This window comes from Sorangium sp. So ce302 (assembly GCF_051530145.1).
GTDB lineage: Bacteria > Myxococcota_A > Polyangia > Polyangiales > Polyangiaceae > Sorangium > Sorangium cellulosum_B.
In genome coordinates this window covers 7456135-7483056 of record NZ_CP150326.1, presented here as the reverse complement: position 1 = coordinate 7483056, position 26922 = coordinate 7456135, and the positions used below count along the sequence as shown (strand labels likewise).

At 72.0% G+C, this 26922-nt stretch carries 22 protein-coding genes; 18 read left to right on the top strand and 4 right to left on the bottom strand.

All coding sequences use genetic code 11. The annotated features are described in order from the left end of the window. Window positions 1–258 precede the first annotated feature (258 nt). A complete protein-coding gene (locus WME73_RS28320; protein WP_437917441.1) occupies window positions 259–2187 on the top strand; it encodes a M2 family metallopeptidase in 1929 nt (642 codons plus the stop codon). Window positions 2188–2214: 27 nt separating this feature from the next. After that, window positions 2215–2802: an RNA 2',3'-cyclic phosphodiesterase gene (thpR, locus tag WME73_RS28315; RefSeq protein WP_437911553.1), complete on the top strand. Its 588-nt coding sequence runs from the start codon at window positions 2215–2217 to the stop codon at window positions 2800–2802. A gap of 64 nt (window positions 2803–2866) precedes the next feature. On the opposite strand, the gene norR is transcribed toward thpR, so the two are convergent. Continuing rightward, window positions 2867–4444, bottom strand: coding sequence for a nitric oxide reductase transcriptional regulator NorR (gene norR, locus WME73_RS28310; protein WP_437911552.1), 1578 nt, complete (start codon window positions 4442–4444; stop codon window positions 2867–2869). Window positions 4445–4770: 326 nt separating this feature from the next. Between norR and WME73_RS28305 the strand changes: the two genes are divergently transcribed. Continuing rightward, window positions 4771–5229 carry a globin domain-containing protein gene (locus WME73_RS28305; RefSeq protein WP_437739502.1) on the top strand — a complete coding sequence of 153 codons (459 nt, stop codon included), beginning with the start codon at window positions 4771–4773 and terminating at the stop codon, window positions 5227–5229. 56 nt (window positions 5230–5285) lie between these two features. On the opposite strand, the gene WME73_RS28300 is transcribed toward WME73_RS28305, so the two are convergent. Together WME73_RS28300 and pdxH are read right to left on the bottom strand one after the other, a co-directional pair. Next, window positions 5286–5699, bottom strand: a complete 414-nt coding sequence (locus WME73_RS28300) for a secondary thiamine-phosphate synthase enzyme YjbQ (protein WP_437739501.1) — start codon at window positions 5697–5699, stop codon at window positions 5286–5288. Between the two features lie 100 nt (window positions 5700–5799). Continuing rightward, a complete protein-coding gene (pdxH, locus tag WME73_RS28295; RefSeq protein WP_044965793.1) occupies window positions 5800–6387 on the bottom strand; it encodes a pyridoxamine 5'-phosphate oxidase in 588 nt (195 codons plus the stop codon). A 219-nt stretch (window positions 6388–6606) separates the two neighbouring features. Here pdxH and WME73_RS28290 point away from each other — a divergent pair, with 219 nt between their 5' ends. From WME73_RS28290 to WME73_RS28250, 9 genes are all read left to right on the top strand, one after another. After that, window positions 6607–8157, top strand: coding sequence for a protein kinase domain-containing protein (locus WME73_RS28290; protein ID WP_437911551.1), 1551 nt, complete (start codon window positions 6607–6609; stop codon window positions 8155–8157). Between the two features lie 29 nt (window positions 8158–8186). Then, window positions 8187–9341 carry a hypothetical protein gene (locus tag WME73_RS28285; protein ID WP_437911550.1) on the top strand — a complete coding sequence of 385 codons (1155 nt, stop codon included), beginning with the start codon at window positions 8187–8189 and terminating at the stop codon, window positions 9339–9341. An 879-nt stretch (window positions 9342–10220) separates the two neighbouring features. Further along, window positions 10221–11741 (top strand): PQQ-dependent sugar dehydrogenase, encoded by a 1521-nt coding sequence (locus tag WME73_RS28280; protein ID WP_437911549.1) that lies wholly within the window; start codon window positions 10221–10223, stop codon window positions 11739–11741. A 234-nt stretch (window positions 11742–11975) separates the two neighbouring features. Beyond that, on the top strand, window positions 11976–12167 hold the full coding sequence (locus tag WME73_RS28275; RefSeq protein ID WP_437739497.1) for a hypothetical protein: 192 nt from the start codon (window positions 11976–11978) through the stop codon (window positions 12165–12167). Window positions 12168–12208: 41 nt separating this feature from the next. After that, window positions 12209–14401, top strand: a complete 2193-nt coding sequence (locus WME73_RS28270; RefSeq protein ID WP_437911548.1) for a hypothetical protein — start codon at window positions 12209–12211, stop codon at window positions 14399–14401. 157 nt (window positions 14402–14558) lie between these two features. Beyond that, window positions 14559–16067: an FAD-binding oxidoreductase gene (locus WME73_RS28265; protein WP_437911547.1), complete on the top strand. Its 1509-nt coding sequence runs from the start codon at window positions 14559–14561 to the stop codon at window positions 16065–16067. Window positions 16068–16071: 4 nt separating this feature from the next. Continuing rightward, entirely contained in the window at window positions 16072–16611 is a 540-nt protein-coding gene (ruvC, locus tag WME73_RS28260) for a crossover junction endodeoxyribonuclease RuvC (RefSeq protein ID WP_437739495.1), read from the top strand. 288 nt (window positions 16612–16899) lie between these two features. Then, complete coding sequence (locus WME73_RS28255; RefSeq protein ID WP_437911546.1) at window positions 16900–17598, top strand: LolA family protein; 699 nt, start codon at window positions 16900–16902, stop codon at window positions 17596–17598. Window positions 17599–17975: 377 nt separating this feature from the next. Next, on the top strand, window positions 17976–19550 hold the full coding sequence (locus tag WME73_RS28250; RefSeq protein ID WP_437911545.1) for a PrsW family glutamic-type intramembrane protease: 1575 nt from the start codon (window positions 17976–17978) through the stop codon (window positions 19548–19550). 38 nt (window positions 19551–19588) lie between these two features. Here WME73_RS28250 and WME73_RS28245 read toward each other — a convergent pair whose 3' ends face one another. Next, window positions 19589–20170, bottom strand: a complete 582-nt coding sequence (locus tag WME73_RS28245) for a serine O-acetyltransferase (RefSeq protein WP_437911544.1) — start codon at window positions 20168–20170, stop codon at window positions 19589–19591. A gap of 267 nt (window positions 20171–20437) precedes the next feature. Here WME73_RS28245 and WME73_RS28240 point away from each other — a divergent pair, with 267 nt between their 5' ends. From WME73_RS28240 to WME73_RS28215, 6 genes are all read left to right on the top strand, one after another. Continuing rightward, a complete protein-coding gene (locus WME73_RS28240) occupies window positions 20438–21145 on the top strand; it encodes a response regulator (protein ID WP_437911543.1) in 708 nt (235 codons plus the stop codon). 177 nt (window positions 21146–21322) lie between these two features. Next, the gene (locus WME73_RS28235; RefSeq protein WP_437911542.1) at window positions 21323–22090 is read left to right on the top strand and encodes an energy transducer TonB; all 768 of its coding nucleotides are present in this window, start codon (window positions 21323–21325) and stop codon (window positions 22088–22090) included. 57 nt (window positions 22091–22147) lie between these two features. Further along, window positions 22148–22858, top strand: a complete 711-nt coding sequence (locus WME73_RS28230; protein WP_437911541.1) for a MotA/TolQ/ExbB proton channel family protein — start codon at window positions 22148–22150, stop codon at window positions 22856–22858. Beyond that, a complete protein-coding gene (locus WME73_RS28225) occupies window positions 22809–23270 on the top strand; it encodes an ExbD/TolR family protein (RefSeq protein WP_437739490.1) in 462 nt (153 codons plus the stop codon). Before WME73_RS28230 ends, WME73_RS28225 begins: the two co-directional genes overlap by 50 nt. A gap of 10 nt (window positions 23271–23280) precedes the next feature. Beyond that, complete coding sequence (locus WME73_RS28220) at window positions 23281–23712, top strand: ExbD/TolR family protein (protein ID WP_437748039.1); 432 nt, start codon at window positions 23281–23283, stop codon at window positions 23710–23712. 203 nt (window positions 23713–23915) lie between these two features. Then, the gene (locus tag WME73_RS28215) at window positions 23916–26852 is read left to right on the top strand and encodes a carboxypeptidase regulatory-like domain-containing protein (RefSeq protein WP_437911540.1); all 2937 of its coding nucleotides are present in this window, start codon (window positions 23916–23918) and stop codon (window positions 26850–26852) included. Window positions 26853–26922: the final 70 nt, after the last annotated feature.

Sequence of the window (26922 nt, the reverse complement as noted above, 5' to 3'; positions counted from 1 at the left end):
CCCCGCCGCATGGCAGCCGTCACCGCGGGGCGGTTCGTCCAGGTCGCGCCGACCCGTGCGAATCGCGGACGGTACGGGTGAATCGCGGACGGTGCGGGTGACTCGCGGGGGGGGGGCGGGTGAATCCGGAGGGGCGGCGCGGCGGGGCCGCGCCCCGACGATCGCACGTCGCTCCTGGTTCCCTCGGCACGGTCCGGCGTGTATGAAGGGCCCGTGGTCCGCTTTGCCCTCGCCCGGACGGCCATCGCGCGTCCGCTGATGCTCGTCGCGCTCGGGCTGGGCGCGGCGTGCAGCGGCGCCGCTCCGCCGACGGCGGCGCCAGCGCCGCCGCGCCAGGGTGAAGAGGCGCCCGCGACCGCGGCGGCCCGGCCGGAGGCCGCCCCCCAGCAGGCGGCGCCGCCCGGCCCGGCCGAGGCGCAGGCCTTCGTGGCCGCCGTCGACCGGGAGCTGCGCAGGCTGCGGATCCAGTCCGCGCGCGCGTCCTGGGTCAACCAGACCTACCTCACGGACGATACCGACGCGCTCGCCGCCTCCGCCGAGGAGGCGAGCATGGAGTACCTGAACCGCACGATGAAGGCGGCGGCGCGCTTCGACGGGCTCGCGTTGCCCGCGGACGTCGCCCGCCAGCTGGCGCTCCTCAAGCTCTCGACCTCCCTTCCGGCGCCGAGCGACCCGGCGGAGCGCGCCGAGCTCGCCGCGCTCTCGGTCGAGATGACGAGCCTGTACGGCAAGGGCAAGCACTGCCCGAAGGCCAGGCCAGGGCGGGCGACGACCGCAGCCCGGGGCGCTGCGCGCGCGGGCGCCGGGGCCGAGCCGAAGTGCCTCGCGCTCGACGAGCTCTCCAGCCTCCTGAAGACCAGCCGCGACTGGGACGAGCTGCTCGATGCATGGGCGGGCTGGCACGCGATCGCACCGCCGCTCCGGCCGAAGTTCGAGCGTTACGTCGCCCTCGGCAACAAGGGGGCGGCGGAGCTCGGCCTGCCGGACGTCGGCGCGCTCTGGCGAGCCGGATACGACATGTCCCCCGATGCGTTCGAGGCCGAGACCGAGCGGCTCTGGGGCAAGCTGAAGCCGCTCTACGACGAGCTGCATTGCTATGTGCGCGCGAGGCTGCGCGCGATCCACGGCAAGGACAGGATCGGCGAGAAGTCCCCGATCCTGGCGCACCTCCTCGGCAACATGTGGGCGCAGGAGTGGTCGAACGTCTACGGGCTCATGGAGCCGTACAAGGGCCAGCCCTCGCTCGACGTGACGCGGAAGATCAAGGCGAAGAAGCTCGACGGGAAGCAGATGGTCTCGCTCGGCGAGCGGTTCTTCACCTCGCTCGGGTTCGACCCGCTGCCGGCGACCTTCTGGGAGCGATCGCTGCTCAAGAAGCCGGCCGACCGCGAGGTCGTCTGCCACGCGAACGCCTGGGACGTGGGCGACCGGGACGATCTCCGCCTCAAGATGTGCATCGAGCCGAGCGAGGAGGATCTCATCACGATCCACCATGAGCTCGGGCACATCTATTACTACCACCAGTACTACAAGCTCCCGATCCTGTTCCAGTCGGGCGCCAACGAAGGCTTCCACGAGGGGATCGGGGACACGCTGGCCCTCTCCGTGACGCCGAGCTACCTGAGGTCGCTGGGGCTGCTCGACAGGGTGTCCGAGGACGAGAAGGGGGTCATCAACTTCCTCTTCAAGAAGGCGCTCGACAAGATCGCGTTCCTCCCGTTCGGCAAGCTCATCGACCAGTGGCGGTGGGATGTCTTCTCGGGCAGGACGAAGCCGGCCGACTACAACGCGGCGTGGTGGGCGCTGCGGCTGAAGTACCAGGGCGTCGCGCCGCCGGTGCAGCGCAGCGAGGCCGATTTCGACCCGGGGGCGAAGTTCCACGTCGCGGCGGGCGTCCCGTACATGCGTTACTTCCTCGCGCACGTCTACCAGTTCCAGTTCCACCGCGCGCTGTGCAAGGCGGCCGGGCACACGGGGCCGCTCCACACGTGCTCGATCCACGGCAGCGCGGCCGCGGGCGAGAAGCTGCGCGCCATGCTCTCGCTCGGCGCGAGCCGCCCGTGGCAGGAGGCGATGCAGGCGATGACGGGGGAGACCGCGGCCGATCCGGGCGCCATGCTGGAGTACTTCGAGCCGCTCCGGAGGTGGCTCAAGGAGCAGAACAAGCGTGAAGTCTGTGGGTGGTAATTGAGCGTGGGTGAGCGTAGGTGAGCTGTGCGTGTCTTCGTCGCCGTTGATCCGGGAGCCGAGCTCCTCGCCAAGGTCGGAGATCTCCTGCGGGAGATCTCGCCGCGGGCTCCGTCCGCCAAGTGGGTGGAGCCTGCTGGGCTGCATCTCACGCTCGCCTTCATGGGCGAGATCGGAGAGGAGCGCCTGCCGCTCGTCATCGCTGCTGCCGGGAGCGTCGCCGCGTTCCACAGGCCGCTCACGTTGCGCGTCGAGAAGGGCGGCGCGTTCGGAACGCGGCGTCGCCCGCGCGTGCTCTGGCTCGGCGTGGGCGGCGCTGTCGGTGCCCTCACCGCGATCCACCGCGACCTGGAGCAGACGCTCTCGATGTCGACGGGCTACGTCCCCGAGGACCGGCCGTTCGAGCCGCACCTCACCCTTGCCCGCTCGCGCGATCCGCGCGGCGATCCGGCGCTCGACGCCTGCGCTCAGGCGGTCGGCAACGTCGACTTCGGCGAGACGCGGATCGAGGAGATCATCGTCTACCAGAGCGAGCTGACCCCGAAGGGGGCGCGCTACACGGCGCTCGCGCGCGTGCCGCTCGAAGGGATCGGCACCCCCGAGCCGGCGCGCTGAGCGTCGTCCTCCGTGGAGGCGCTGCGCTCCGTCCTTCGAGAGGACGGCGTCTCGCTCGGGCTCCTCAGCGCTTGCGCGGCCCGGCCGGAGGGATGAGCCCGAGGCGCACCGCCTCCTTGTAGGCGAACGATCGGCTCAGCCCGAGCAGCCGTCCGGCCGTCGCCGCGTTGCCGCCTGCCGCCCGGAACGCTCGGGCGAACGCGTCGCGGCGGGCCCTCTCGAGCGCCTCTGCCAGGAGCTCCACGGGCGGCCCCAGCGGCGCGTCCGCGAGCCGCAGCCGCTCCCCGGGGAGCTCGATCCGCGGGGCGAGCGAGCGCTCCTGCGCGCCGCCGTCGATCGCGTCGAGATCCTCGCGCCGCACGACGAGCGCCCTGCCGGCCGCGCTCTTGCCCTCCGCGATCGTCCGGCGAAGCACGGCGCGCTCCACGGCGTTCTTCAGCTCGCGGACGTTGCCCGGCCACGCTCCCTGCGCGAGCGCGCCCAGCGCCGGCTCGGTGAAGTCCACCCGCCCCGCGCCGAGCTCGGCCGCGAGCTCGGCGGCGAAGCGCTCGCAGAGGGCGGGGATGTCCTCGCGCCGCTCGCGCAGGGGCGGCACGCAGATCGGGTAGACCCAGAGCCGATGGAACAGATCGGCGCGAAAGCGCCCCTCGGCGACCTCCCGCCGGAGATCGCGGTTCGTGGCCGCGACGACCCGCGCGTCGACGCGGCGCGCCCGGTCCTCGCCCACGGGCTGGATCTCCCCCTCCTGCAGCGCGCGCAGGAGCTGCGCCTGCGCCGAGAGCGGGAGCTCGCCGATCTCGTCGAGGAAGATCGTCCCGCCGTGCGCCGCCTCGAACCTGCCAGCGCGCGCGGCCGTGGCGCCGGTGAACGCGCCTCTCCTGTGGCCGAAGAGCTCCGATTCGACCAGCTGCGCGGGGATCGCCGCGCAGTTGACGATCACGAGCGCCCGGCTCGCCCGGGGCGATCGCTCGTGCAGCGCGCGGGCGACGAGCTCTTTCCCCACGCCCGTCTCGCCCGTGACGAGCACCGGCACCGACAGCGGGGCGAGCACCGCGATCTCGCGCTCGATCCGCTGCATCCCGGCCGAGCGGCTCGCCGGCGCCGGGCCGCTCGACGCCGGCCCGGAGGCGCGCCGCGCGATCGGCCCGGCGTCGAGCAGCCCGGCGCCGGCGTCGAGCCGCAGCGCGCCGGCGCAGAGCCCCGCGAACACGCGCGCGTCCTCGTCGCGCAGGCCGCGGAGGCCGTGGGGATCGCAGGCGTCCAGCGTCAGCAGCCCGGCGAGGCGGCCCTGCACGTGCAGCGGCACGGCCATGCAGGCGTGGATCGGATGGATCTCTCCGGGGTTACCGAGCAGCCAGCCGCTGTAGGGGTCGGGCTCGCTCGGATCGAGGAACCGGATCGGCCCGGCCGCCTGCGTTGCCCTGCGGAGCCGCGGGTGCTCCGCTGGCCGGAAGCTCATCCCCAGGGCGGCCGGCGACAGCCCGATCTGCGCGGCGACGCCGACCGAGCCGTCCTCCGCCGCCGTGAGCACCGAGAGCGCGTCCGCCGCCGTCACCCGCGCGAGCGCGCGCAGGATCCGCTGCAGCGCCTCGTCGCGGGCGGGCGCTTCGGACAGGCTGAGCACGGCGTCGAGCAGGGTCACGCGGTTCCTCGAGGAGACGGAGGCGACGGAGGTTTCCTGTCGGAGACACCGGCAGGAAACACCGTGGGGTGCAGCGGAGCAAGGCGCGCGCCGGGGCGGCGCGCGGCTGGGCGCCCCCGGAGCGGCCGCCCTCGGCAGCCGGCCAGGTTTCCCGTGGGAAACCGCCGCCGGTCGCCGGGCGCGCCGACCCGGCGAGGATCGACGCGATCCCCGGAGAAACGCCCCTGGCACGGCCCGTGCGAACGCTTTCGACCAGCGCGCGCCGACGGGCGAATCGACCGCCGACGACGGCTATCACGGGCACAGCGCCCGGCCGGGAGGTTTTCATGGGATTGAATGTTGGCTTGCTGCGGGAGAGCTTCGAGCTCGTGATCGAGAGGGCGCCCAACCTCACGCACCGTTTCTACGGGATCCTGTTCTCTCGGTATCCGCAGGTGAAGCCGCTCTTCGGGCGCAATAGCCAGGAGCAGCAAGAGAAGATGCTCACGGAGGCGCTCGCCGCGGTCATCGACCGGCTGGAGGACGCGTCGTGGCTCGAGGAGAAGCTCATGGCGATGGGGGCAAAGCACGTCGACTACGGTGTCACGGACGCGATGTACCCCTGGGTCGCCGACGCGTTGATCTCCGCGATGGCCGAGGTCGCGGCCGCGGACTGGTCCCCGGCGCACCAGGAGGCCTGGACCGACGCGCTCGGCGCGATCGCCTCGCTCATGCAGCGCGGTGCGAGGGAGTACGGCGCCGCGAGGCCCCACGCGCCGCCACCCGCGGCGCACGCGGGCGGCTAGGGAGACGAGCCCCCTCGACCCTGTCGCCCGCGGAGCCCGCGCGTCGGCCGGCGGCGTCACTCTCCCATCGCCTTCACGACGACGCGCTTGCGCCGGCCGCCATCGAACTCCGCGTAGAAGATCTGCTGCCAGGGCCCGAGATCGAGCTTCCCCGCGGTGATGGGCACGATCACCTGGTGGTGCACGAGGATCGATTTGAGGTGAGCGTCGCCGTTGTCCTCGCCGGTCCTGTGGTGCTTGTAGTCGGGCCCCTCGGGGGCGAGCTGCTGGAGCCACGCCCAGATGTCCTCCCAGAGGCCCGGCTCGTGGTCGTTCACGAACACGCCGGCGGTGATGTGCATGGCGCTCACGAGGACCATGCCCTCCCGGATGCCGCTGGCGTTGACCACGGCCGCGACGCGCTCGGTGACGTTGATGAGCTCGCGCCTGGCCTTCGTCTCGAAGTAGAAATAATCGGTCTTCGATTTCATGGCTTCTCCCCCGCGCGGGTCACGGAGCGTGACGGAGCGCGTGATCGACGAGCGCGCCGCGGCCGCCTGCCGCCGCGGGCGCTCCCTCCTCGCGCCGCGCTCAGGGGTAGAGCCGCTCGACGCGCCAGCCGTCGCCGTGGCGGACGTACACCACGCGGTCGTGCAGGCGGTTCTCCTGGCCGTACCAGAACTCGACGCGCTCCGGCACCACCCGGTAGCCGCCCCAGAACTCCGGCCGAGGCACCGGCCGGCCCTCGAAGCGGCGCTCGATCTCGCGCACCCGATCGAGGAGCGCCTCGCGCGAGGGCAGCGGCGCGCTCTGCCGGGACGCCCACGCGCCGATCTGGCTGCCCCGCCCGCGGGTCTCGAAGTAGGCGTCCGACTCCGCGTCGCTGACCCGCTCGATCCGCCCCTCGACGCGGATCTGCTCCGCGGCCTTCGCCCAGTGGATGCACAGCGCGGCGAACGGGTTCGCCGCGAGATCCATCGACTTGCGGCTCTCGTAGTTGGTGAAGAAGACGAACCCGCGATCGTCGATGCCCTTCAGCAGCACCATCCGCGCCGAGGGGCGCCCGGACGCGTCCGCCGTGGCCAGCGTCATGGCGGTCGCGTCGGTCGGTTCGGTGGTTTGCCGCTGCTCGAGGAGCTCGCGCGCGAGGACGAACGGATCGGTCGGCTCGGTGATCATGGTGAAACGGTGCTCATGGTGAAATTGCGTCATGCATATACAAGCAGAGCGCGCCGCTGGCGAACCCGCGATGCATGCGAGCAACGCGCGCGAGCTCGGGTGGCTGGGTGGCTATGGCGGCGCGGCGGCTTCCCTCGCCCCTCGCTGATTTCCGGGAAAGCTCGCGTTGTCGCGCACGCGCTGTTTTGATACTAGCGGAGGGGCGGAGCGAGGGCGTGCATGGTCGTACCGGTGAGCGTGGGGGACGTCCTCGCGGAGAAATACGAGGTCGAGCGCGTCCTCGGTGAAGGCGGGATGGGCGTGGTCGTCGCCGCCCGCCATCTCCTGCTGGGCGAGCGGGTGGCCATCAAGTTCCTGCAGCCCCAGGCCCGCGAGCGCGCGGACCTCGTCGCCCGCTTCCTGCGCGAGGGGCAGGTCGCGGCGCGCATCCGGAGCGAGCACGTGACGCGCGTGTACGACGTCGGCACGCTCGCGCGCGGCGAGCCTTACCTCGTCATGGAGTACCTCGAGGGGACCGACCTCAAGGCCGTCCTGCGCGATCGCGGGCCGCTCCCGGTCGCGCTCGCCTGCGACTACCTGCTCCAGGCGTGCGACGCGCTCGCGGAGGCGCACGCGCTCGGCATCATCCATCGGGACCTGAAGCCGGGCAACCTGTTCCTGACCCAGCGGGCCGACGGCAGCCCGCTCATCAAGGTCATCGACTTCGGCATCTCCAAGATGGCCCTCGCGGCGGAGGCGGCCGGGCCCAAGGCGCACGACATGACCGAGAGCTCGACGATGCTGGGCTCGCCGTTCTACATGGCGCCCGAGCAGATGGTCTCCTCGAAGAGCGTCGACGCGCGGGCCGACGTCTGGTCGATGGGCGCCATGCTCTATCAGCTGCTCACGGGCGCCGTCCCCTTCCGGGGCGACTCCGCGATGGCCATCTACGACCGCATCCTGGAGGGGCCGCCGCGGCTCGACGCGCAGCGGTCCGACGTGCCCGAGCGCCTCGGCTGGGTGGTCCAGCGCTGCCTCCAGAAGAGCCCTGCCGATCGCTTCGGCAACATCGCCGAGCTCGCCGCCGAGCTCGCTCGGTTCGCGCCGCCGCACGCGCAGCACCTGGCCGATCGCGCCGCGCGCGTGCTGCAGATCCGCCTCGACGCGAGCGCCGAGGCGGGCCGCGCGCCCGGGCCGCCCCGCCGCTCGAACTCCACGTCGCCTGGGCCCGCCGGCGGGACGCCGTCGCCCAGCGACCCGGATGGGAAGGGCGTGGCGGCCGGCTCCGCGTGGTCTGGGGCGCCCACGGCGCTCCTCTCGGACGGCGCGGCGACGGATCGCTCCTGGGGCGGCACGCGCGCCTCGTCGGGCCAGGGCGGCGGGGCGCGCACCCTCGGGATCGCGGCGGCCCTCGCGGCGGCGCTCGTGGGCGCCGCGGGGCTCGCGTGGCTCGTGTGGTTCGCGCTCCGCGTCCCCGCGTCGGGTGGGGCGCCGCTCGCCGCGTCGGCGCCCTCGGAGGCACCGCTTTCGCCGGAGGCACCCTCGCGCGACACGGCGGTGCCCGCGGCCGATCCGGCTGCGGGCAAGGCGGCCGAGCTCCTCGACGGCGGCCCTGCGCCGCCGCCTGAAGCGCCCGTGTCCGAGGTCGCGACCGCGCGGCCGACCGCGAGCGGGTCTGCGGCGCCGCGGCCGCCGGCGTCGTCGAAGGGCGCGCGGCCGTCGGGGCGGACCCCGCCGCCGACCCGCCCCACATCGACCGCGCCGCAAGACTTCTTTTCCGATCCGCGATGACATCCCGTGAGCCCAGGAGAGGTGCCGTCTTGCTTTGCCATCGTCGTCTCGCGAGCCCCTGTCCGGAGTCCGGCTGCCCTGCTGCGGTCTCCCGCGCGCCGCTGGCCGGGTCCGGTCGCCGTCGAGCGGTAGCGCTCCTGTCGGCGCTCGCTGCGCTCGCCTCGCTCGCGCCGGCCGCGGGCGCCGCCGAGCCGACCCGGGAGGAGCGCGCCGCTGCGGTCGCGCTGTTCGACGAGGGCCGCGCGCTGATGGCCGCTGGGAAGCACGCCGAGGCCTGTCCGAAGTTCGCCGAGAGCCATGTGATCGACCCGGGCATCGGCACCCTCTTCAACCTCTCCGACTGCTACGAGCGCACCGGCAAGATCGCGACGGCGTGGATCGGCTTTCGCGACGTCGCGGCCGCCTCGCTCTCGGCCGGGCAGACGGAGCGCGAGCGGGTGGCGCGCGCCCGGGCCGCCGCGCTGGAGCCGCGGCTCTCCCGCCTCCAGATCGTGGTCCCGCCGGCGGCGTCGATCGCGGGGCTGGGCCTCACGCGGGATGGGGTCGCTGTGGGCAGGGCGCTCTGGGGGACGGCGGTGCCGCTCGACCCGGGCGAGCATCGGATCGCCGCCGCCGCGCCTGGGTACGAGCCCTGGGAGGTGAAGGTCACGATCGACAAGCCGGGCGTGGTGAGCGTCACGGTGCCGGCGCTCGAGCGCGCCACGGAGCCGGCCTCCGCCCCGGGAGCGAGCGGCGCGCCGACGCCGGCGATCGCGCCGCCCCCGGTCCGTCCGCCGGCGAGCGACCCGCCCTCGGCGCAGGGCGGGAGCATCCGCAAGCCGCTCGGCATGGTGGGGGTCGGGCTCGGCGTGGTCGGGCTCGGCGTCGGCACGGCGCTCGGCTTCATGGCGAAATCGACGTTCGACAAGGCCACCGAGGGCGGCCATTGCGACGAGGCGGGCCGCTGCGTCGATCAGACGGGCCTCGATCTGCGCGACGACGCGGTGGCGAAGGGCAACATCGGGACGGCGGTGTTCATCGCGGGTGCGGCCCTCGCCGTGGGCGGGGCGATCCTCTGGATCACCGCGCCGTCTGCGCCTGACGCCGCGGCGTCAGCGCGCGGCCGCGGGCCGACGGCCGACGCCCCCTGGAGCGCGCGCGTCGGCCTGGGCCCAGGGAGCGTGTGGATCGCGGGCACTCTCTGAGCGGAGCGCCACAGGAGCAGAGGGGGCGTCGTCGCAGCGGGGGAGCTCGCGGGACGCCGTACGACGTGCGGCGCCGAGCCGGGTGAGCCGACTGGCACCGAGGACAGAGGAGAGCCGGCGTGAGCGAGGGCGCCAGGAGATACCGGCGTTCAGCGTGGCGCCTCGATTGACACGGATCCCCTCTCCGACATGGCGCCGTGCGGCGAGCTGACCGATGATGCCGAGTCGGCCGGCGTCGATTGCGGTGCACGGGTGAAACACAGCACGTCTCTCCGCCGGGCTCGTCCGGCGCGGTGAGCCAGGCGCCGTCGCGCCATGGCGCGGCGCGGCTGGCCTGCTGGTGACGCTGCGCGCCGGCCAGCGAGCTCCGGCGGCGAGGGCGCGGCGAGCGATGATCCGTCGCAGGCGATGATCAGAAGGGTCCTGGACGGGAATATAGCCCCGGCCCCGAGCGGACCTCGGGGACTCGTACGTACCGCTCTGTTTCAAATATCCACCTCGACGAGTGAGCAGCGCATCGATGGCCCACGTCGGCGTGCGCCAGGCGCATTTCATCTGAACGGCTGATCAAATCATGGGCAATGCTGCTCGACACCGGTCGAGGGGCGCTGTTCTCCCATGGCTCGATTGCGGTGGCGACCGGGCGAACGAGCCTGTTGAATGCCCTTGCGCCCACAGGCCCTGGGGAGAGGAGGGGCCGCCGGCGTCTCCGAGCTCGCATCGAGCAAACGTGCGCCGTCGGCCGGCCAGACGAGCGCGTGTTGACGTCTTGCGGGCATGATCCGTCACCTGCTCACCCCGGGCTCCGATGTCCTGTTCTTTCCCCCGGCAGTAGTTCATGAGTGCGCCACGGCGCTTGTCATGTATAGAATGCGTCCCATGACGAAACAGCGTTCAACCTTGGCTTTGTGGATGACCTTCGCGCTGGGTGGCGGCGCGTGTCTCGCGCTGGGCGCCGGTGCGTGCAGCGACGACGGGGCGACCAGCTCTGGCGACACCGCGACGAGCGGGGGGAATCAGGGCTCCTCCGGTGCGCAGACGGGGACGGGGGCCGGCGCTGGCTCCGCCTCCAGCTCCGGCGCAGGCGCCGGCTCCAGCTCTGGTTCGGGCTCCGGCTCCGGCACCGGCGGTGGCAGCAGCACCACGTCGTCGTCCGGGACCACCGCCGGACAGGGCGGCTCCGGCGCCGGCGGCGGCGACCCGGTGGAGTGCGATGCCAGCGCGGCGCCCGACGTCGGGAAGCTGGCTCTCGCTCCCGTCGTCACCGGCGTGGACAAGCTGGTTTACGCCGCTCAGCCGAAGGGATCGAGCGACTGGTATCTCGTGCTGCAGACCGGGCAGATCCGCGTGTTCTCCGGCGGTCAGCTGCGCAGCGGGGTCTTCCTCGACGTGAGCAATCAGATCACGCTCAGCTCCGGCGCCTTCGACGACGAGCGCGGGCTCATCAGCATGGCGTTCCCGCCCGACTACGCGACGAGCGGCAAGTTCTACATCATGATGACGGCGACCACGGGCACGAACATGAACCGTGACATGGTGGTCGAGTACAAGCGGTCCAGCGATCCTTACGTGGCGGATGCAAATTCGGCGAAGACGATCGTGCGGCTCGACGCGTCCGCGGTGAATCACAACGGCGGCCATATCGTGTTCGGGCCCGACGGCATGCTCTACGTCGGTACGGGCGACGGGGGCGGCTCCTGCAACAGCGACAAGCCTGGCGGGCCGCAGGACCCGGCCTCGCTGTTCGGCAAGATCCTGCGCCTCGATCCGAATGCTGCCGAGCCGTACGCCGCGGCCGGCAATCCCTTGGACGGCGCGGCCTCGCGCGTCTGGCACTATGGTCTGCGCAACCCGTATACCTTCACCTTCGATCGTGGGACGGGCGACCTCTTCATCGGCGATGTCGGCCAGGATGGCTACGAGGAGGTCGACTACGTTCCTGCCGGCACCTCGGGGCTGAACTTCGGCTGGCCGAAGTGGGAAGGCACCCACGCGGATACCTGCCAGGGGCGCACCATGCGCGCGGGCGATACGCACACCCCGCCCATCGCCGACATGGATCGTCGGCAGAGCGCGACAGGGCCGTACCGCGACTACAAGTCGGTCGTCAGCGGGTTCGTGTACCGGGGCAGCCAGGTGCCGCAGCTCCGGGGCGTCTACCTGTTCGGCGACTACACCGGCGGGAAAATGGGCGCGCTCATGCAGTGCGGGGCGCAGACGTCGCCCATCACGATCATCAACAAGAACCCCGATCCGAACGCGCCGAACGCTCCGGCATTCGCGCGTCAGGGCAGCCTGCCGACCTTCAACGCGCTCACCGCGATCGTCGAGGACAACGACGGCGAGCAATACTTCGTCGCGAACCGCAACAGCCTGGTGAAGATCGTTCCCGGGACCTGACCAGGCCGCCCAGGGCGCGGGCGCCGGAATCTCGCGCCCGGCCCTGGATCCAGCGCGCGAGCTCCCGCACGCTCCTGGACGCGGGCGGCCACGCGCGCCCGCTCCGGCTCCTCCGACGCAGCCAGCCCCGCGCAGCCGCCGTCGCGCCGCCTCCGATGGCAGCGGACGGCGCGCCCCCCTTCCGAGCGCCCAGCGGATGTGCTTCGCTTGCCCCGCTCGTTCAGGAGGAGTCCCATGAAGAATGTCTTGACAGTGCTTGTTGCGCTCGGCGCCCTGTGTCTCTTCGGCTGCGAGGGCAAGCCCCAGGCGACGCCCGAGGCGAAGCCCGCCGCCACGACCGAGGCGGCGAAGCCCGCGCCCAAGGCCGAGCCGGAGAAGGCGGCGCCGGCCGCGACCGCGAAGCCGGCGAGCACTGGCGGCTGGTGATCGGCGCGGCGGCTCGGCCCGCTGCCCCCCGGCGCAGGCGCATGGCCGCGGTCCGCCTCGCGCTCGCGCTCGCGCTCTCGCTCGGCCTGGCCGCCGTGGCGTGCGACGGCCGCCCTGCGCCCCCGGTCCACGGCGGTGCCCCCGATCCGGACCCGCTCGAGCCGCTGCGGCGCTTCGAGGCGGCGCGCCGAGCGGAGGCCGATTTCTCCCGCGCATCCAGCTCCGACCGGCTGTTCGGGGCCGACCCGATCGCGCTCCGCCCCGTGGATCCGCTGGGCCGCCCCGCCGCGCCGGGCGCGCCCGCGCTGCTCTCTCCGCTCCGCGGCCGCGACGCGCTCGTCCTGCTCGACGCGTCGCTTCGCGAGCTCTCCCGCGCCCCCGCGCCGGCCTCGCCGACAGGGGTCGCGGTCACGCCCACCGGCGAGGTCTTCGCGAGCGGCGAGGCGTCGCCCTCGCTCTTCCGCTATGCCGTCCGCGGCGCCTCGCTCGAGCCCGCGGGGCGCATCGAGCTCGCGGGCCTCCACGGCGTCCGGGACGTCGCGGCCGGCCCCGAGGGCCTCCTTTACGCGCTCGACGAGCGCGCCGGCACGCTCGTCACGCTGCGCCCTGGTCGCACCGGCGCGGACGGACGCATCGAGGTCGAGCGCTGGGACGAGCCGATCGGCGCTGGCCCGTTCCGCGTCGTGCGCCTCGCGCATCACCTGATCGTCGATTGCCTCCTCGACCAGACGCTCGTCGTGCTCCCGGTCGGCCCCGATGGCCGCCCGCTCCCGGGCGGCGCGGCGCGCGTCCGCCACGACGGCCCGATCTGGAGCTTCGACGCGCTCGAGACGGGCGGCGCCGGGGGCGGGCTCCTGCTCGCGGCCGGCGGGGTCGAGGATCATCCGCTCGACCGGACCGGCGGCTCGTTCGGATACATCGACTCGTTCGTCTTCCTCTACCGCGTCGCCGCCGGCGCCCGGCCCGAGGTGACGCGGCTCTCGGCCGTGAACGTCTCGGAGCTCGGCGTCCTCACCCCGAAGGCCGTCGCGCTCTCGGCGATACCCGGATCGAGCGGCGTGCGCGTGATCGCGACGGGCTATGGCGGCGATCGCCGGGCCGAGCTCCTCTTCCGCGCCACGGACGCCGGCCTCTCGAGCGCGCCGGAGGTCTCCACCCGCCCGCTTTCCCCCGGCGTGGCCGCCATGGCCGCGCTCGGCGGCGGCGCCTTCGCCTATGCGAACCCATTGCTCGACGCGTGGCTGCTCGACGTGGGCGACGGCGCGGTCGTGAAGCAGCCGGTCCGGGACGGCGGCGAGGACGCCCGCTCCGACGAGATCCGCCTCGGCGAGGCGCTCTTCTTCACCTCGCTGATGGCCCCATGGAACAAGGCCGACGGCCCGCTCAGCCGGTTCACGTGCGAGACGTGCCACTTCGAGGGCTACGTCGACGGCCGCACGCACCACACGGGTCGAGGCGACGTGCGCGCCACGACCAAGCCGCTGCTCGGTCTATTCAACAACCGCCCCCACTTCTCCCGCGCCCTCGATCCGGATCTCACCGCGGTGGCGGACAACGAGTTCCGCGTCGCCGGCGCGCTGAGCGGCCACGACCCATGGTTCTCCATCTCGAGCGAGGCCGCGCCGTGGCTCGCCGATCTCGGGCTCGCCGACGCCGGGCGCGCGGCGCGGCCGCCCGAGGCGCTCCGCCGCGCGCTCATGAGCTTCCTCATGGCGTTCTCGCACCGCGCGAACCCCGCCATCCTCGGCCGGACGAGCTTCACCCCGCTCGAGCGCGACGGCGCCCGGGTGTTCCGGGACCGCTGCGCTCGCTGCCACGCGCCGGTGCTCCGCAGCGACGACCCCGGCTCCGCGGCCCCGTTCGAGCGCTGGGAGGCGCTCGTGTTCGCGCCCGAGGGCCCGATCGTGTGGGGGAGGGCCGGCTACGAGAAGACCGGCGTCGTGCCGTACGTGCACGAGGACGGCGCGCGGGTGCCGTCGCTCCGGCGGCTCTACAAGAAGCGGCCCTACTTCACGAACGGCTCCGCGAAGACGCTGCGCGATGTGCTCGAGCGGGCGCGCTTCGAGGACACGGGCGGCCGCGCCGCCGGCGATCACCGCAGCACGGCCGCTGCCGCCGCCGCTGCCGCTGCGCCGAGCGCCTTCTTCCACGACGGCGCGCCCGCGGGCGAGGGCCTCGTCGCGCTGGACGCCGGCGCGATCGAGGCGCTCCTCGCCTTCCTCGATCTGCTCTGATCGCGCGGCGCGTCCGCCCGTCCGCGGGCAGGCAGACCGTGGGCGCGCCGCGCGGAGCGCGCGTGTCCGCGTGTACCCGATCCCGGCGGCGGCCAGCCCTGAGCCCGCCCGCGCGGATCCCCCAGCATCGCCGCGCGATCCGCGGTAAATGGGGGAGATGCGACAGCACCCCACGTTCCCCCGCCCGTCGGCGTCGGCCATCGACAAGGCGCGCCGGCTCCTCGAGCGCGCGCTCGGCCCCTCGAAGGTCATCACGTCGGCCGACGGGTGCGCGGCCTACGCGGGCGACGAGTCGGATCAGCCGCCGGTGAGCCCGGACGCGGTCGTGCTCGCATCCTCGGCCGCCGACATCGAGAAGGCGGTGCGGGCGGCGAGCGAGGCGGAGGTGCCGGTCGTGCCGCGCGCCGCTGGCAGCGGCAAGTCGGGCGGCGCGGTGCCGGTCGGGGGCGGGATCGTCATCGCCACGATCGGCATGAACTCCATCAAGGAGATCAGCCGCGAGGAGCAGATCGCGGTCGTCGAGCCGGGCGTCATCCTCGGCGACCTGCACGCGGCCGTCGAGGCCGAGGGGCTCTTCTACCCGCCCGATCCGAACTCGCTCAAGATGTGCGCGCTCGGCGGCAACATCGCCGAGAACGCGGCCGGCCCGCGCGCCTTCAAGTACGGCGTCACGCGCGAGTACGTGCTCGGGCTCGACGCGATCCTCATCGACGGCACGCGCCTCCGCACCGGCCGGCGCACCGTGAAGGGCGTGACGGGGTACGACGTCACGGCGCTGCTCGTCGGCAGCGAGGGCACGCTGGCGATCACGACGGAGGCGACGCTCCGGCTCATCGCGAAGCCCCCGTCGGTCATGACGCTGCTCTGCCTGTTCCCGGACGTGCGCGCCAGCGGGCGCGCGGTGAGCGCCCTGGTCGCCGCCGGCGTCGTCCCGCGTTGCCTCGAGCTGCTCGATCGCCCCACGCTCGACGCGGTGCGCGCGCGCGGCGTCGGGGTCGACGAGCGCGCGGGCGCGATGCTGATCATCGAGGTCGACGGCGAGCCCGCCGACTGCGAGGTCCAGGCCGAGCGGGTGGGGGAGGTCTGCATGGATGCCGGGGCGCTCGACGTGCTCGTCGCGCAGGACGAGGCGCAGCGCGAGCGGCTCTGGGAGGCGCGCCGCCAGCTCTCGCCCACGACGCGCGCCATGGCGCGCTACAAGATCTCGGAGGACGTCGTGGTCCCGCGCGACAAGATCCCGGCGCTGCTCGACGAGGTCGCGGAGATCTCGGCGGCGACGGGCGTCCGCATGCTGACGTACGGCCACGCCGGGGACGGCAACCTCCACGTCAACCTGCTCTGGAACGACCCGGATCTCGTCCCCCAGGTGGAGACGGCGCTGTCGCGCCTGTTCCGCGCGGTGATCGGCATGCGCGGCACGCTGAGCGGCGAGCACGGCATCGGGACGTCGAAGGCGGACTTCCTCGCGCTCGAGCAGTCGCCGGAGCTCATCGCGATCGAGCGAAAGATCAAGGCGCTGTTCGACCCGAAGGGCCTGCTCAACCCGCACAAGATCTTCCCGCGGCGGACGCTCGAGGCGGCCGAGCGGGGCGAGCGCGACGGGGGGGCCGAGCGCGCGCCGGGCTTCCCGACCCACGTCGTGGCGCCCTCGCACGGGGCCTGCTGAGCCGATGCGGGTCCTCGGCATCGATCCCGGCTCGCGCCACCTCGGCTGGGGCCTGCTCGTGCGGCACGGCACGCGCATCGAGCACGTCGCGCACGGCGTCATCGACATCGACACGAGCGGGACGTTCGCCGCCCGGCTCGTGGAGATCGACGACGAGCTCGGCAAGGTGATCGCGTCGCTCGCGCCCGACGCGGCCGCGGTGGAGAGCCTGTTCTTCGCCAAGGACGCGCAGAGCGCGGCGAAGCTCGGCCACGCGCGTGGGGTCGTGCTGCTGCGGCTGGCGCGCGCGGGCGTGCCGATCTCGGAGTATCCGCCGGCGCTGGTGAAGCGGACCATCGTCGGCCGGGGCGCGGCCGAGAAGGCGCAGGTCGCGCAGGTGATGACCGCGGTCCTGCGCCTCGCCGCGCCCCCGCGGCCGGACGCTGCCGACGCGCTGGCCATCGCGATGACCCACCTCAGCGCCGCGGGCTTCGCGGCGGCGCTGGCGGCGTCGGGCGCGCCCGCCCCGCGCCGCGCCCGGCCGCGACGGGCGCGCCTCGGGTGAACGTGGGCCGACGCGGCTCCCTGGTTGCGCATGGGGACGAAGGGCGCGGCGCCTCGTTTGACTGCGTGACAGGGGGGCGGGCGGGGGCGGTCCGGGCGCACATCCCGTGTGCTATGGAGCCTGCATCGGACGCTCCCGCGCCGCGTCCAACATGAAAACGTGCGGCGCGCCCCGGCTTCAGCGAGGGTGCGGCTGCCAGGGCACGGAACCGGCGGTGCATCTGCCGGCGCCCCCACCGCCGACGAGCGGGGGCGAGACGCCTCTGGACATCAAAGGAGATCGGGAAGGATGACGCGAACCTCACTCAACCGCCTCGCCGCCGCGTGCCTCATCGGGCTGACGGCGCCCCTCACGGTCGTGCTCGCGACGCTCGCGACCGCCGGCGAGTCCCAGGCCGCGGGTCCCACCGCCGAAGAGCTCGGCAGGCGCGTCCAGCAGTTCTACGACTCCACGAAGACCTTCAAGGCGAGCTTCACCCAGACCTACACGATCAAGGTCCAGGACGTGAAGAAGGTCTCCACCGGCAAGGTGACCTTCGAGAAGCCGGGCAAGATGAGCTGGATCTACGACGCGCCGAACGGAAACCGCGTCGTCTCCGACGGCATCACGATCAAGGTCTACGAGAAGGACAACGAGCAGATGTTCGAGACCCCGGTGAAGGGCTCTCAGTATCCGGCGGCGCTCGCGTTCTTGATGGGCAAGGGACAGCTCACGAAGGATTTCTCGCTGCGCCTGCTCGATCCTGCGCAGATGAAGTTCGAGGGCGGCTATGTCCTCGAGGGGACGCCGAAGGAGGCGACCCCTGCGTATCAGAAGATGCTCCTCTACGTGGACGGGCAGACCAACCAGGTCCGCCGCGTGCTGATCCTCGACGCGCAGGGCAACCGGAACCGGTTCGATTTCTCGTCGCCGGTCGTGAATCAGCCGGTCGGGAAGGCCGAGTTCGATTTCACGCCTCCACCCGGCACGCGCGTCGTCCGCCCCTGACGTTCTCCCGCCACGTTCGGCGCGGAGGAGCCGCTGCCGCGTTACCCCGCCGACCCCCGACAGCTCGTGGAACCCGTGGAAGCGGAGCGTCACAGCCTCCGCGCTCCTCGCCGGCAGCGCGCCGTGGCGAAGCTGCTGGGATATATGCCCGGCGCGTCCCTGCCGTGGTAGAAATATTCCGTGATACTTCGATCCCACGGGCGTGAGCGACAGCTCCGAGGCTGGCGTCGCCCGGCGCGGATCGTCACCGCTGCTTTCGGCTCCACGCGCGCGGCGGGGATTCGCCTCGGCTGAACGGTCACCCGCTGTCACGAGGCTTTCGCGAGAGCGCTCGATCCATGCACAATCCCCACGGACATCGTCCCGATTCCCCCGGCGTGCCGCAACAACCCCGGCCGGCGGAGCGCTTGAGCGAGCGCGCGCAGGGGGGCGGGCAGGGCGCTTCGGGGTATCCGGCGCAAGGTGCGGGGCAGAGCACCATGGGGCAACCGCCGCACGGGCAGCAGGGCCACGGGCAGGCGCCGCAGGGGTACGCGCACGCGCAGCCAGCGCAGGGCTACGGGCAGGGGCACGCGTATCCGCAGGGGCCGCAGGGCTATACGCACGGACCGCAGGGGCACGCGTATCCGCAGGGGCCGCAGGGCTATGCGCAGGGGCCGCAAGGCTATGCGCAGGGGCCGCAAGGCTATGCGCAGGGGCCGCAGGGCCACGCGTATTCGCAGGGGCCGCAGGGCCACGCGTACCCGCTGGCACCCCAGGGCTACGCGCGGGGGCAGCAGGGTCACGCATACGCGCATCACCACGCAGGCTACCCGGCGGCCGTTCGGAGGTTCGACCCGGACCGGCGGCTGCGCATCGCCGGGCTGTGGCTGTGGGCCATCGGCCTCATCGCGGGCGCGGTCCTCAACGTGCTCTTCACGCTCCTCGGCGTCATCGAGTCCGGGGGGAGCATGCTGAGCGCCATGCTCGTCGGGGCGCTCTTCGCGTTCCCACCGCTCGTCCTCTACCTGTTCGTCCCGATGATCATCGATCGGTACGATCCCGAGCCGTGGTGGTGCCTGCTGATGGCGTTCCTCTGGGGCGCGCTCGCGGCGACCGGCTTCTCGATCCTGATCAACACGGGCGTCCACATCGGCGTCTCGAGCAACTTCGGCGAGCCGGCCGGCGAGCTCGTCAGCGCATCGGTCAGCGCGCCGTTCGCAGAGGAGCTCTTCAAGGGGCTCGGCGTGTTCGGCTTCTTCTACTTCCTGCGCCGGGAGTTCGATGGGATCGTCGACGGCATCATCTACGCCACGTTCTGCGCGCTCGGCTTCGCCGCGGTGGAGAACGTGCTCTATTACGCGCGCGCCTCGATGCAGGGCAGCGACGTTCTCGCCGGCACGTTCGTCCTGCGGGGCGTCTTCACGCCCTGGCTCCACCCGCTGTTCACGTCGATGACCGGCATCGGCTTCGGGCTCGCCCGGGAGTCGTCAAAGACGTGGGTGCGCGCGGCGGCCCCGATCGGCGGCTACCTGCTCGGCGTCGCGCTGCACGCGGTGTGGAACTTCCTCCCCACCGCCCTGGGGCGCGCGATGGGGGACATCTTCATGCCGTGGCTCCTGCTCTGGTTGTGCTTCGTCGCGTCGTTCTTCGGGATCATCGTGGCGCTCGTGATCCGCAAGGGCTGGGTGATCCGGGATCATCTGCGCGACGAGGTCGCGCTCGGCATGCTCACCCAGGACGAGCTCGAGCTCGTCTGCTCGCCGATCGGCCGGCTCCGGTGCACCCTGGGCTGGCGCGGCGCCACGGGGCGGAGCTTCATCCGCGCCGGCGCGCGGCTCGCGCTCAGCAAGTGGCACACGGCGCGCGCGCTGCAGGGCCGGAACCGCACCCTGAGCGCCGATTTCATCGGCCCACTCCGGCAAGAGATCGCGCAGCTCAGGCAAGAGCTTCTGGGCCGCGCTCCCCGGTAGACCGCCGCTCTGGAACCCTCGAGCCGGCGTGGCGGCGGTCAGCTCTGCGAGGTGTTGGTCCCGTCCGCGGCCGGGCGCGCGGCGGGCTGGGCGGCGCGGTCCTCGCGCCGCTGCACGGGCTTCGCGGGGATGCCCACGACCGTGGTGTTCGGCGCGACATCGTGCACGACCACGGCATTGGCGCCGATCCTGGCGCCGTCACCGACCGTGACCCCGCCGACGATCTTCGCCCCCGCGCCGATGAAAAGGTCGCTCCCGAGCACCGGTGTCTGCCGCCGATCGGCGCCGATGGTCACCTGGTGCTCGATGAGCACGTTCGATCCGCCTCGGACGTTGCCATTGATGACAACGCCGTTCGAGTGGATGAGCACGAACCCGGGCCCGAAGTCCGCGCCGCGCCCGATCACGCAGCCGCCGGCCAGGTTGGTCGCCTTGTTGAGCACCATCTCGAGCACCGGCATCCGGTGGGCTCGCGCGGACTGCGTGAACCTGTAGAGGACCATCGCCGCCGTGCCGTCGGTCGCCAGCGTCTTCAGGAGTGTCGGCAGTGGATCGCTGCCGTAGCACCATGTGGCCTTCTGGCGCACGTCGGCCGCGATGAGTCGCAAAGTCCGCAGCATCCCGACGAGCCTAGCGCATCTCGCCCCGCCCGTGCGACCTTTCGCCGCGCGCCCTCGGGGCACCTCGTCTCGTCTCGTCTCGTCTCGTCTCATCGCGCCGCGCCGCGCCGCGCCCGCGTGACCTTTCGCCGCGCCTGCGCTCCCCTGCTACATCCCGTCGTGCGTCCGCTGCGCCTGCGTGCCCGTGCGGTCTTTTCGGCGCCGCACCGCCCTGTTGCCATCCGGTCATCGGTCCGTCACATCGCTCGGGTACACGCGCTCTTCACCATGGCGCGGATTTTAGTCATCGAGGACGAGCCGGCGCTCCAGAAGGTGCTCGATTACAACCTCAGGCAAGCCGGGCATGAGGTGCTCCTCGCGGGGCAGGGCGGTGAGGGGGTCCGGCTGGCCACGGACCAGCGGCCCGATCTCGTCTTGCTCGATCTCATGCTGCCCGACATCCCGGGGACCGAGGTGTGCCGTGCTCTCCAGCAGAGCGATGGCACCCAGCGGATCCCCGTGATGATCGTGTCGGCGCGCGGGGACGAGGTCGACCGCATCGTCGGCTTCGAGCTCGGCGCCGTCGACTACGTCGTCAAACCGTTCAGCGTGCGGGAGCTCGTGCTGCGCGTGCAAGCCGTGCTCCGACGCGCGAAGTCCTCCGGGGACGGGGAGCGGAGCATCGAGTTCGGGTGCCTGCGGATCGACGAGGGCGCTCACCGCGTGTGGGTCGAGCGCGAGGAGGTCGAGCTGACGCTCCTCGAGTTCAAGCTCCTCGTCGCGCTGTACGAGGCGCGCGAGCGCGTGCAGACGCGCACCGCGCTCCTCGACGGCGTCTGGGGCATCGACGTGAGCATCACGACGAGGACCGTGGATACCCACGTCAAGCGGCTTCGCGACAAGCTGCGCCGCGCCGGCGATTATATCCAGACCGTCCGCGGTATCGGTTATCGATTCGCCGCTTCGCCCGACCTCCCCGAGAGCCGCAGCGCCTGAGCGCCCTGCCGGGCGAGCACGACAATCGTTGCCCCACCGTCACCGGGCCGCAACGGCAGCCAGTGTACCGTGCAGACGGTGATTCACATGATGGGCGACATTGTTGAAGCCTGCCGGTCCCTCTCATGAGGTCAGGTGGAGCTCTGGTGTTGTCGCCAACGTGTGCCGGGAGCCTCGATGTACCTTGAAACGTGGAATGCAGGGGAGGCCGATCCTGAGCGGGCAAAGCGCCTCGCGATCGGGGTTGCGGCAGGGCTCCTGCTGTTCGCGGCCATCACGCTCGCCGCTGCCCGCCTGAGCGGCGCGATCGCGCCTCCTCCGCCCGAGGAGGAGGTCGTCGAGGTCAAGCTCGCCACCCAGCTCCCCGAGGCGCCCCCCGTCGCCCCGGCGCCCGCGCCCCCGCCGCCGGCGGCGGAGGCTCCGGCGCCTCGCCCCGCGGCGCCCCGGCGCCCGGCGCTCGTCGCGCCGACCGCCGTGCCCAGCGAGGCGCCGGCGGAGGCGGACCCGAGCCAGGCCAAGGCGAGCGACGACGACACCTACGGAGAGCCGGGAGGCGTACCGGGCGGCGTGCCCGGCGGGGTCCCCGGCGGCACGGGGACGGCCGCCGTGGCTGCGCCCGCGCCGCCGCCACCGCCGCCGCCTCCGCAGCCGAAAGGGCCGATTCACCTCCCCGAGAACGCCACGCCGCCTGTCGCGCTCTCCAATTCCCTCCCTCCCATCCCCGAGGCGGCGCGGAGCGCGGGGATAGAGGCCACCGTGGTCGTCAGGTTCGTGGTGACCGAGACCGGCGAGGTCACGAACGTCACCATCGTCCGCGGCCATCCGCTGTTCAACGACGTGGTGCTCGCGACGGTGAAGACGTGGCGCTACCGGCCGGCGATCCACGAGGGGAGGCCGGTGTCGACCTTCAAGACGGTCCGGATCCCGTTCAAGGCGAAGAGATGACGTCGAGCGCGCGGCCGCGGACGCGGCCTCTCGCCCGAGGAACGAAGGAGGTTAACCATGATGCAGTTTGATCTCGGGCACATCTGGGCGACCATGGGGCTTTTGAGCAAGCTCGTCGCGTTCGCCCTCGTGCTCATGGCGCTGGCGAGCGTCGCCGTCGTGGTGGAGCGGCTCATCGCGCTCGCGCGTCAGGCGTCGGAGACCCGGCGCTTCGCGAGGGAGGCGCGCCCCGTGATGGAGGCCTGGGACACCGCGCGGCTCGTCTCGATCGCCAACGGCTATGGACGCTCCGCGCTCGCCCGGCTCGTCGGTGCGGCCGTGCGCCGCTTCCAGCGCGCCGTCGAGGCCGGCGAGGGCGGCGTGCCGCCGGTGGAGCTCGCGCGCCGCGAGGTGTCTCGGCGCCGGGAGGCGATCTCCGCCGACCTGCGCCGCGGCCTCTCGGTGCTCGCGACGGTCGGCTCGGTGGCCCCGTTCGTCGGGCTGCTCGGCACCGTCATCGGCATCATCACCGCCTTCCAGACCATCGCCTCGACCGGCTCGGGCGGCCTCGGCGCCGTGAGCGCCGGCATCTCCGAGGCGCTCATCGTCACCGCGCTCGGGCTCGCGGTCGCCATCCCGGCGGTGCTTTGCTTCAACTACCTCACCACCCGTATCGCTGCGGTGGAGCTCGCGCTCGAGCGCAGCGCGGGTGAGCTCATCGACGAGATGGAGAACGAACATGGGCGTTCGAGCGGAGAGCGGTCGCTCGGGTCGGCAGCAGCCGCCTGAGCCGGAGATCAACGTCACGCCGCTCGTCGACGTGGTGCTCGTGCTCCTCATCATCTTCATGGTGATCGCGCCCCAGATGGAGCACGGCGAGCGGGTCGAGCTCCCGGCGGTGTTTCAGCCGGATCCGAAGGCGAAGTCGAAGCTCGATCCGATCTACGTGACGATCACCGGCGCAGGCACCGTGTTCCTCGAGAAGGAGGCTGTCGCCGACCTCGGCGCGCTCGGCGAGCGGCTGCGGGCCATCCGCGCCGCCGAGCCGGAGCGCCGGGTGGTCATCAAGGGCGACTCCTCGGTGAGGTACGGCCGCGTGCGGGAGGCCTTCGCGCTGTGCCAGGAGGTCGGGTTCGCCGGGATCTCGCTGCAGGTGAGCCAGCGGGGCGGCGGGGCGTCCGCGGAGCCGGAGGAGGGATAGCGCCGTGGGAATGAGCGTTCCGCAGGGCGGAGGCAAGAAGGGCGGTGTCGCGCCGAGCATGAACGTGACGCCGCTCGTCGACGTGGTGCTCGTGCTCCTCATCATCTTCATGGTCGTGACACCGCTGCTCGCCAAGCAGTTCTGGCTGAATCTGCCCAAGAAGGACGACACCGCGAAGCTCGCGCCGCCTCCCATCGACGCCGACAAGCCCGTGGTGCTCACGGTGGATCGGCGCGGCGTCCTCCGCATCAACCAGGCCGAGGTGCAGCGCGGCGAGCTGAAGGAGCGGCTCGCGCGCATCTTCGCGGCGCGCTCGGACAACGTTCTTTATTTCGACGCGGATGACGAGGCCGTCTACGCGGTCGCCGTGGAGGCCATGGACGCCGCGCGCATGGGCGGGGCCAAGACGATCGCCGTCCTGACGGAGAAGCCCGCGCGCTGAGCCAGGGCAGAGGCCCGAAGAGGTGAAGTCGAGGCGCGCGGGAGCCGCCGCCGCGTCGCTCGAGCGCGCGAGCGCGGCGGGGTGCACGGGACGGGAGAGGGCGCGAGTTGGCCCTCCGCTCTCCTCATCAGACGGGCGCGCGTGCGCCCGGCCATCGAATCGAGAGTCGCGCCCGGGCTCGGAGCGCGCGAAGGGACAGGTGCATGAGTCGCAGAAGGATCTCGGGGGTAGTCGCAGCGCTGGTGACACCGCTTTGCTGGGGGGCCACGGCCCTCGCGCAGGGCGACCCCGGAGCCGCCGCGCCGCAGCCAGACGGCGCGGCGCCTCGGGCCGGCGGTCCTGCGGCGGAGGACGTCGCGGGGCTCGACGAGCCGAGCCCGTCGCGCCCGCCGCCCGCGGGGAAAGGCGTGGTGTGGGGCGTCGTCACGGACACCGCCACGAAAGAGCCCTTGCTCGACGCCCAGGTGTCCGTCGTGGGGACGAAGCTCAAGGCGATCGCGGACCTCGACGGGCGGTATCGCCTGGAGCTCCCGCCGGGCACCCATCAGCTGCGGGTCTGGTACGAGGCGTACGAGCCGCAGCGCGTGCAGGACGTACGTGTGACCGCCGGGCAGGTGGTCCAGGTCGATGTCGGCCTCGATCCCGATCAGCAGACAGAGGAGGTCATCGAGGTCGAGTTCGAGCCGGAGCGGGCGAGCGTCGCGGCGCAGCTGCTCATCCGGAAGAACGCGGCCCACGTGGGCGACGCCATCGGCGCGAAGGAGATCGCGAAGACACCCGATCGCAACGCCGCCGAGGCCGCGAAGCGCATCGTCGGCGCGACCGTGGTCGACAACAGGTACGTCTACGTCCGCGGCCTGGGCGAGCGCTACACGAACGCGCTCCTGAACGGCGCCCCGCTGCCGAGCCCCGAGCCCGATCGGCAGGCCGTCCCGCTGGACCTCTTTCCGTCGCTGGTCCTCAGCGACATCACCGTCGTCAAGACGTTCACGCCCGATCTCCCCGGCGACTTCGCGGGCGGCTCGGTCCAGATCAACACACGCGAGCTCCCGACGAAGTTCCTCTTTCAGGCATCGCTGTCGCTCGGGCTGAACAGCCAGGCGACGTTCCGCGATCGCCTGACCTACGCCGGATCGGGCACCGACTGGCTCGGGATCGACGGCGGCGCGCGCGCGCTTCCCAGCGAGATCCCCGACTACAAGGTGTTGCGGCTCGGCTCCAAGCCGGGCGGCGGCACCATCACGAGGGACGAGATGACGGCCTATGGGCGGGCGATCAACTCGTCGATGGTGACGACGCGGTCGTTCACCCCGCCGAACGGGAGCGGCAGCGTGGTCGTCGGCGACACCCTGAAGCTCGGCGGCGAGCAGCGCCTCGGTTACGTCGCCACCCTGAGCTATGGCCGGAAGTTCGCTCCGCGCGCTGAAGCGCGCACGAGGAAATTCGATCCCGATCCTCTGGGCGGCGAACCCGTACCCAACGCCGACACCAGCACCGGGAGCATCCGTGACCAGGTGTCCTGGGGCGCGTTCGCCAGCGCCACCTACAACCCGGATCAGAACCACAAGGTGACGATCACCGGGCTCCACAGCCGCTCGTCGGAGGATCTGGCCAGCGAGATCAGCGGGAACCCTCTGGACGGCAGCAGCGCGTTTCGCGACACACAGCAGCGGTTCATCTCCCGCGCCCTCACCTTGGGTCAGCTCCAGGGAGAGCACCGCTTCGGAGCGCTGGACGGCGGTACCCTCGACTGGAAGGCGTCCATCTCCGGCGCGTCCTCGGACGAGCCCGATACGAGGGAGACCGTCTACATCAGGGACGATACGAGCGGAGCCTTCTCGTGGGACGAGGGCACGCTGAGCGGCGCCCACTTCTTCAGCGACATGACCGACGTGAACTACGGCGGGCAGCTCTCCTATACCCAGCCTCTCGTCCGTGGGGACACTCCGACCCGGCTGAAGCTGGGCGGTCTGTTCAACCTCCGAGAGCGCGAGTTCAACGCGCGCCGGTTCCGGTTCAAGCAGCGTCCGGGCTCGGATCCGACGATCTTCCGCCAGGAGCCGGGTCAGCTGTTCTCGGACGAGAACATCGGTACGGCGCTCGAGCTGGAGGAGATCACGCGCGAGACCGACTCCTACACGGCGAACAGCGATCTCTACGCCGGTTACGTGATGACGGACGCCGCCATCACACGATGGCTCCGCGCGGTGCTCGGCGCCCGGATCGAGGCCTCCACGCTGTCGCTGAGGGCGTTCGACAGGTACTCCCCGGCGAGCCCCGAGAAAAGCGCCGAGAGCGACAAGGTCGATCTCTTGCCTGCGGCCAACGTCATCTTCAAGGCGAGCTCGATCTCGAATGTCAGGCTCGGCGTGTCCAGGACGCTGGCCCGACCCCAGCTCCGCGAGCTCAGCCCGACCTTGTATCAGGAGGGATACAGCGGGCTGGAGGCGCAAGGCAATCCGGACCTCGGGCGGACGAGCGTCGTGAACGCCGATCTCCGCTTCGAGATCTTCCCGACGGCCGGCGAGGTGGCCGCGGTCAGCGTCTTTTACAAACACTTCCAGGATCCGATCGAGGAGATCATCTTCCCGAACGGCGGCAGGGGCAGGCTCAGCTACGTGAACGGAGAAGCCGGTCATGTCGCCGGGGTCGAGCTCGAACTCAGGAAGGGCCTGGGCTTCATCACCCCGCTCCTGAAGGAGGTCACGGCGCTCGGAAACCTCACGTTCGTGCAGTCGGAAGTGACGGTCGATCCCGACGACAACGCGGGAGGGGTCACCATCCAGAGCAGCCCGACGCACCCGCTCCAGGGGCAATCCCCCTTCGTCGTGAACCTGGGGCTCGACTACGCCAGAGAGTCGACCGGGACGAGCGCCCGGCTCCTCTACAACGTGTTCGGCGCCCGGCTCAAGAGGGTGGGTAAGAGCGGGCTGGCGGACGAGTACGAGCAGCCGCGGCACCAGATCGACCTGACCGTGGCCCAGCGCCTCGGCGAGCACGTCGAGCTGAAGCTGGCCGGTGAGAACCTCATCGATGCGCCCGTCCGCGTCACCCAGGGGAAAGCGGACGATGAGGACAAGATCGTCAGCCAGTACAGTGTCGGAACGACTGTGACGTTGAGCGCAGCGCTCACCTACTGAGCACCTGCCATTGAATCGTCACGCCGCGCTCGTCACGAGTTTTCCTACATGCGCCATGTTGGGGGAGGAG